Annotated in this window: 5 protein-coding genes; 2 read left to right on the top strand and 3 right to left on the bottom strand. The window is 54.8% G+C overall.

Annotation, left to right across the window (positions count from 1 at the left end):
• Nucleotides 1–115 precede the first annotated feature (115 nt).
• The 3 genes from pgmB to HMPREF3066_RS00710 form a co-directional block, all read right to left on the bottom strand.
• A complete protein-coding gene (gene pgmB, locus HMPREF3066_RS00720) occupies nt 116–781 on the bottom strand; it encodes a beta-phosphoglucomutase (protein WP_070439816.1) in 666 nt (221 codons plus the stop codon).
• Between the two features lie 12 nt (nt 782–793).
• On the bottom strand, nt 794–3052 hold the full coding sequence (locus tag HMPREF3066_RS00715) for a glycoside hydrolase family 65 protein (protein WP_070439814.1): 2259 nt from the start codon (nt 3050–3052) through the stop codon (nt 794–796).
• A gap of 122 nt (nt 3053–3174) precedes the next feature.
• Nucleotides 3175–4527, bottom strand: coding sequence for an SLC45 family MFS transporter (locus HMPREF3066_RS00710; RefSeq protein ID WP_070439811.1), 1353 nt, complete (start codon nt 4525–4527; stop codon nt 3175–3177).
• Between the two features lie 548 nt (nt 4528–5075).
• Here HMPREF3066_RS00710 and mgtE point away from each other — a divergent pair.
• Nucleotides 5076–6530 carry a magnesium transporter gene (gene mgtE, locus HMPREF3066_RS00705; RefSeq protein WP_070439809.1) on the top strand — a complete coding sequence of 485 codons (1455 nt, stop codon included), beginning with the start codon at nt 5076–5078 and terminating at the stop codon, nt 6528–6530.
• A gap of 17 nt (nt 6531–6547) precedes the next feature.
• Nucleotides 6548–6772, top strand: a complete 225-nt coding sequence (locus tag HMPREF3066_RS00700) for a hypothetical protein (protein ID WP_070439807.1) — start codon at nt 6548–6550, stop codon at nt 6770–6772.
• Nucleotides 6773–6852: the final 80 nt, after the last annotated feature.

Below are 6852 nucleotides of genomic sequence, written 5' to 3'. Positions count from 1 at the left end.
GTCCTGATTTAAATTTAATCCACTATATTTTTCCAATGAGAAAGGTCGTCTGAAAACCAAAATTCAGGTTTTCAGACGACCTTTTTACTTCCTTAACAACTTTACCTGACGCGTTTTACCTGCCCGACTGTGCCCACACGTTTTGCAGGTAGGCGTAGGTCAGCTCGGCGGTGCCGGACACCAGCGCGATGTCGCTGCCCAAGTCTTCGGCTTTGCCCACGCCGATGGGCAAGGCGCCGGAAGCTTTGATGGCGGCGACACCTGCGGCGGCGTCTTCGATGCCGATGCAGTGGCGGATGTCCGCGCCCACGCCCTCGGCGGCGGCAAGGAAGATGTCGGGGGCGGGTTTGGAATGCGCGACGGCGGCAGGGTCGGCGACGGCGTCGAAGAAGTGGGTCAGCCCCATGCGTTCGAGCAGGAACGGGCCGTTTTTACTGGCGGACGCGAGGGCGATTTTTTTGCCGTTTGCCCTCAATGCTTCCAGCAGCGGCAAAATGCCGGGGTACACGTCTTCGGGTTTGACCGCCTGAATCATCTCCAAGTAGTTGTCGTTTTTGCGGCGGGTCAGTTCGGCGAACTCGGCTTCGCCGACGGTTTTGCCGCCGTGCGCGAGGATGCGTTTGAGCGAATCGTCGCGCGACACGCCTTTGAGCTGCTCGTTAAACTTGCGGTCGATGCTGATGCCCAGCCCTTCGGCGAGCTTTTTCCATGCGCGGTAGTGGTATTCGGCGGTGTCGGTGATGACGCCGTCGAGGTCAAAGAGGACTGCGGTAAAAGTCATTTTGCGCCCTCCTTATTTTTCCAACGCGACGGTGTGGCTGCCGTTGAGCGTGATGTCTTTACCGTACACCTGCAAATCGAGCGGCTCGCCTTTGAGCAGGGTGAAGACCACATTTTCTTTACCGACGGCGACTTTAATCAGACGGCCTCGGTAGTTGATGTGGAAGGCATAGCCTGTCCACGCACTCGGCAGGAACTGTGCGAAGCTGAGTTTGCCGCCCCAGGTTTTCATTTGGGCGAAACCTTGGACGATGGCGAGCCACGAGCCGGTCATGGAGGTGATGTGCAGGCCGTCTTCGGTGTCGTTGTTGTAGTTGTCCAAGTCCAGGCGGGCGGTGCGCTGGTACATTTCCACCGCTTTTTCTTCTTTGCCCAGTTCGGCGGCAAGGATGGCGTGGATACACGGCGACAACGAGCTTTCATGCACGGTCATCGGTTCGTAGAAGTCGAAGTTGCGGCGTTTTTCGTCCATGTTGAAACGGTCGCCGAAGAAGTAGATACCTTGCAACACGTCCGCCTGTTTGATGAAGGGCGAACGCAGGATTTTGTCCCACGACCATTTCTGGTTGAGCGGCAAATCGTCGGGCGAAAGCGCGGACACGGGGCGGATATCTTTGTCGAGGAAGCCGTCGTGCTGCACGAATACGCCGAGTTCTTCGTCATGCGGACGGTACATATTGGCGCTGATGTCCGCCCATTTTTCCAGCTCGTCGGCACTCACGTTCAAATCCGGACGCGGGTATTTCGCCAGGGCTTCGCGGGTGTAGTCCAATACCCATGCGGCGAGGGTGTTGGTGTACCAGTTGTTGTTGATGTTGTTTTCGTATTCGTTCGGGCCGGTTACGCCGTGAATCATGTATTTGCCGTTGCGTTTGGAGAAGTGGACGCGGTCCGCCCAGAAGCGGGACACTTCGACCAAGACTTCCAAGCCTTCTTTGGCAAGATAGCTTTCGTCGCCGGTGTAGTTGGTGTAGTTGTAGATGGCGTAAGGAATCGCGCCGTTACGGTGGATTTCCTCGAAGGTGATTTCCCATTCGTTGTGGCACTCAATGCCCGTAAACGTTACCATCGGATAGAGTGCGCCCGCCAAGCCCTGTTCGCGCGCGTTGTGTTGCGCCTGCGGCAGTTGGTTGCGGCGGTATTGCAGCAGGTTGCGGGTAACTTCGGGTTCCGCCAGTGCGAGGTAGAGCGGCACGGCGTAGGCTTCGGTGTCCCAATAGGTCGCGCCGCCGTATTTTTCGCCGGTAAAGCCTTTCGGGCCGATGTTCAGGCGCGCGTCTTCGCCGTAGTAGGTGGAGAACAGTTGGAACAGGTTGAAGCGGATACCCTGCTGCGCTTCGTCGCTGCCTTCGATGACTACGTCGGCGATTTCCCAACGGTGCAGCCAGCCTGCTTTGTGCGCGTCCAGCAAGGTTTCAAACGCAACGCCTGCGATTTTTTCCGACAAGGCGCGGCCTGCGGCTTTCACCGCTTCCAAGCCCTGATAATCGCGGCTGGTGGTAACAATCACGCGTTTTTCAAAAGTTTCGGGCGTACTGCCGACTTCGGCTTCGAAAGAATTGGAGACCTGCCAGTCGGTTTGGCTGCCACCGAGGGCTTTGAAGCTGCCGGCGAAGGTTTGCTCGGCGTTGACGATGAATTGCTCTACGCCGAAGGGATTGGCGACGGTTTGGGTGGCAATGTAGGAGCGGTCGTCTGAAACGCCTTTGTCCAATACCTGCCAGAATTTTTCTTCGTAGTTGGAATCTTCGTTTTTCACGTCGGCGTCGATGATGGAATCGATGCGGACTTGGTGGGTTTTGCCGTCAACGGACACAGCTTCCCAGCGGATAACCGCCAGCTCTTTTTGCGCGACGGACAGGAATTTGCACACATCGAAACGCACGCCGAATACGGTGAACGAGCGGCGCAACACGCCATGCTGCATATTGAGTTCGATGGAGAAGCCGGCAACGTCGTTTTTCGCCAAATCCACTTCCTGCCCGTCGACAAAGATTTTAACTTTGCTGAAATTGAGCGCGTTGATGGCTTTGCCGAAATATTTGGGGTAGCCGTTTTTCCACCAGCCGACGCGGGTTTTGTCGGGGAACCACACGCCGGCGATGTAGGTGCCCAAGTGGCTGTCGGCGGAATAGGTTTCCTCAAAGCTGCCGCGCATACCCATATAGCCGTTGCCCAAGCTGGTCAGGCTCTCTTGCAGCCGTTTGTGTTCTTTTTCCAGTTTTGCCGAACGCAGCGTCCAAGGGCTGACTTCCATGATTCTTGTATACATCGTAAAGCTCCTGTTTTGATGGTTTTATGGCAAACCGTTTTGAAATACGGTTCGTCTTACTTAAATCAAATAAAGCGTCGGCAGAAGCTTCAGACGACCCTCCTGCCGATAAATGAAGAAAATTATACGCCGCCGTGTGTTTCTTTAATCAGGAACACGGAAAACGCGCCCAGCAGCAGGACGACGCCCCCTACCAAGAACATATTGGCCTGCAAACCGCCCATCATCGGGAACAACATGAAGCTCAACAGCGAAGCAACAATCTGAGGCATACAGATGGAGCCGTTGAACAAGCCCAAATAAGTGCCCATATGCTTGCCCGACAAGGCGTTGGTTACAATCGTCAGCGGATAAGTGATGATGCCCGCCCAAGCAATACCGATTAAGATGTAAGACAACACCAGCGCGTATTGGTTGCTGATGAAGAATACGGAGAAAAAGCCGAGCGCGCCCAAAGCCAGGCAGCTGAAATAACCCGCCTTAAGGTATCGGTTGGGGATTTTCGCCAATACAAACGAACAAATCACCGCCGCAACCGACTGCACCGCCGCCAATACACCGTACCAGTTGCCCGCTTCCTGATAGCCTACGGAAGACGCATCGGTCGTGTGCCAGACGTTTTCCGCAATCGCGCCAGCGGAATAAGTCCACATATATTGGAAAGCGAACCAGCAGAAAAACTGCACCAGAGTGACCGTCCAAAACGCTTTAGGCGCGGTTTTCAAGAGTTCGAACCAGTTGGCTTTTTCCTGATTTGCCGCCACGTCGATGCCGTGATAGCGGGCGTAGGTTTCCGGGTCGTATTCCTTCACTTTGAAAATCGTGAACGCACTGGTAATCACCAACAACGCCGCGCCCACATAAAACGCCACGACCACGGTCTGCGGTACGACGCCTTTCTCGGCAGTATTCGCCAAACCGATATACGCAAACACAAACGGCAGAATCGCCGCCACAACCGCGCCCGTATTCGCCAAGAAGCTCTGAATCCCGTAGGCGTAGCTTTTTTGCTCCTCATTGACCATGTCGCCGACCATCATTTTAAACGGCTGCATCGCCATATTCGACGACACGTCCAACAGCGCAATCATCAGCGCGCCGAACGACAAGGCCGCCAGCGACGCATAGCCGAAGCCGAAGCTGCCCGAGTTCGGCATCAAAATCATCACAATGACCGCAATCAGCGTGCCGTAAAGCAGATACGGCAGACGGCGACCGCCCAAGCGCGGATTCCAAGTGCGGTCGGAGTAATGACCGACAATCGGCTGTACCAGCATCCCCGCCAACGGCGGCAGGATAAAGAACCAGCCGAGGCTGTGCGGGTCGGCACCGAGCGTCTGGAAGATGCGGCTCATCTGCGAGCTTTGCAGGGTAAAGGCCGTCTGAACGCCGAGAAAACCGAAACTGAGCATCCAAATCGTGCTTTTCGGCAGCGAGGGCAAGCCCTGCCGCGTAGGTTGCGTATTGTCCGACATGAGGTAGTCCTTTCGTTTTTTTGTAAAGAAAGCAATAAAACCATTTAAGCATTGACCCAAACCAGCCCTATTCGTTCATTTATCTTTACAATCGGGCGTTCGAAAAATTAAGGAAGGGGTCGTCTGAAAGCGTAGTTCTGATAAGCACGGGAAAGCGTCATGTTGCCCGTACGCAAAATTTCCCCATTCTATCCACGACGGCGGCAAACAGACAACCGTTGCACGTCCCAAACCTGTCTTACATCAAACATAACGGCAAACTTTCTTTTCCCCTATTTACAGAATACATTCCCTGCCTTTTGCCCGAAAAAGAGAAAAATCCCCACAGACAGTTTTCAGACGACCTTTTTCAATTCACCGTTTAAAATAGTAAACCGCCCTAAAACAGGGTAAAATACGCTCCGTTTCCAACACGACGCCTGAATCTGCAGGCTTTTATTATGGACCTTCCCAGTTCGTTTTTACTGAACTTCCCTTCCGGTTTATCCCGAAATACACGATAACCATCCCGCCGAAATGCTTTCCCGCATCCGGCGGGCGGAGCATTTATGAGCATCGAACAAACCCCTCCGAACCTTGAAAACGACGGTATCGAAAGCGACGTAGAGCGCGTTTCCGCCGATTTCGACCGTATCCACGCGCTGTGCGAAATTCTTTCGCCCGCCTTCCCGCAAATTGAGGAAGGCGTGCCGATTGAGGACGAGGCGCTGCGCGATAAATTCACCGAGCTGACCGTCCTTTTGAACGAGCTGCACCCTGCCGACGTGGCGGCGGTGTTGGAGTCGTTGCCACCGCGTGAACGTAATATCGTTTGGCTTCTGGTCACGCCTGAAGACGACGGCGAAGTGTTGCTGGAAGTCTCCGACGCGGTGCGCGAAACGCTGATTGAGTCGATGGACAAAGACGAGCTGTTGGCGGCGGTCGATGACTTGGACGCGGACGAACTGGCGGAGCTGGCGGGCGATTTGCCGCACCAAGTGGTCTATGAAGCCTTGCAGACGCGTGACGAGGAAGAGCGCGCCCAAGTCAAAGCGGCGATGTCATATGAGGACAATCAAGTCGGCGCGATTATGGACTTCGAACTGGTCAGCATCCGCGCCGACGTTGCCTGCGAAGTGGTGCTGCGTTACCTGCGCCGTTTCGAAAGCCTGCCCGACCATACCGACAAGATTTTCGTGGTCGATGAAAACGACATCCTGCAAGGCGTGCTGCCCATCCGCAAACTTTTGGTTGCCGATCCCGAAGACTTGGTGGCGGACGTGATGGCGACCGAAGTCGTGCGCTTCCGTCCCGAAGACGACGTGGAAGAAGCGGCGCAGGCGTTCGAACGTTATGACTTGGTTACCGCGCCCGTCGTCGATGAAAACAAAAAGCTCATCGGCAGGATTACCATCGACGAGATGGTGGACGTTATCCGCGAAGAATCGGAAGCGGATATGTTGAACATGGCGGGTTTGCAGGAAGAGGAAGATTTGTTCGCACCCGTCTGGGATTCGGTGAAAAACCGCTGGATGTGGCTTGCTGTCAACCTCTGCACCGCCTTTCTCGCCAGCCGCGTTATCGGCGCGTTTGAAGGCAGTATCGAAAAAATCGTCGCACTCGCCGCGCTGATGCCCATCGTCGCCGGTATCGGCGGCAATTCGGGCAATCAAACCATCACCATGATTGTCCGCGCGATGGCGATGGGGCAGTTGACGGGGATGCAGGCAGGGCGGTTGTTGAAAAAAGAAGTCGGCGTCGCCTTAGTCAACGGCATCATCTGGGGAACGGTCATGGGCGTGGTGTCATGGCTGCTGTACGGCAGCATCGGCATCGGTTTGGTGATGGTCGCCGCAATGACGCTGAACCTCTTGCTCGCCGCCTCGGTCGGCGTACTCATCCCCGTCATCATGGAAAAATCCGGCCGCGACCCTGCTTTGGGCAGCTCGGTGCTGATTACGGCGGTAACGGATTCCGGCGGTTTTCTGATTTTCTTGGGACTGGCGACAATGTTCTTGCTGTAAGGCCGTCTGAAAAGCGGATGGAAAAGATTAAAGGTCGTCTGAAACCATGTGATTATGGGTTTCAGACGACCTTTTTAATTTTTATGGGGGAGGAAAGTGAATCTAAGCTAAACAAACAGCTTTTCCTGATAGGCAAATCCAACGCGGCGGCGGGTAGGGCGTTGCGATACCTGCTGCGGATTGTAGCGTGGGCTTTGCCCACGGAATTGATGGTTTGGTTTCCGAGTCGGGAGATAACATAGCATCGTTTTTTCGTGGGCGAAGCCCACGCTACACTGCCCTACCCCACTATTATAGTGGATTAACTTTAAACCAGTACGGC

Source organism: Neisseria sp. HMSC03D10 (assembly GCF_001807625.1).
GTDB lineage: Bacteria > Pseudomonadota > Gammaproteobacteria > Burkholderiales > Neisseriaceae > Neisseria > Neisseria mucosa.
This window is presented reverse-complemented; position numbering and strand designations above follow the sequence as displayed.

What these genes read in the sequence shown, in the direction of transcription:
- pgmB (WP_070439816.1), bottom strand. Translation starts at nt 781, where the DNA reads ATGACTTTTACCGCAGTCCTCTTTGACCTCGACGGCGTCATCACCGAC.
- HMPREF3066_RS00715 (WP_070439814.1), bottom strand. Translation starts at nt 3,052, where the DNA reads ATGTATACAAGAATCATGGAAGTCAGCCCTTGGACGCTGCGTTCGGCA.
- HMPREF3066_RS00710 (WP_070439811.1), bottom strand. Translation starts at nt 4,527, where the DNA reads ATGTCGGACAATACGCAACCTACGCGGCAGGGCTTGCCCTCGCTGCCG.
- mgtE (WP_070439809.1), top strand. Translation starts at nt 5,076, where the DNA reads ATGAGCATCGAACAAACCCCTCCGAACCTTGAAAACGACGGTATCGAA.
- HMPREF3066_RS00700 (WP_070439807.1), top strand. Translation starts at nt 6,548, where the DNA reads ATGGAAAAGATTAAAGGTCGTCTGAAACCATGTGATTATGGGTTTCAG.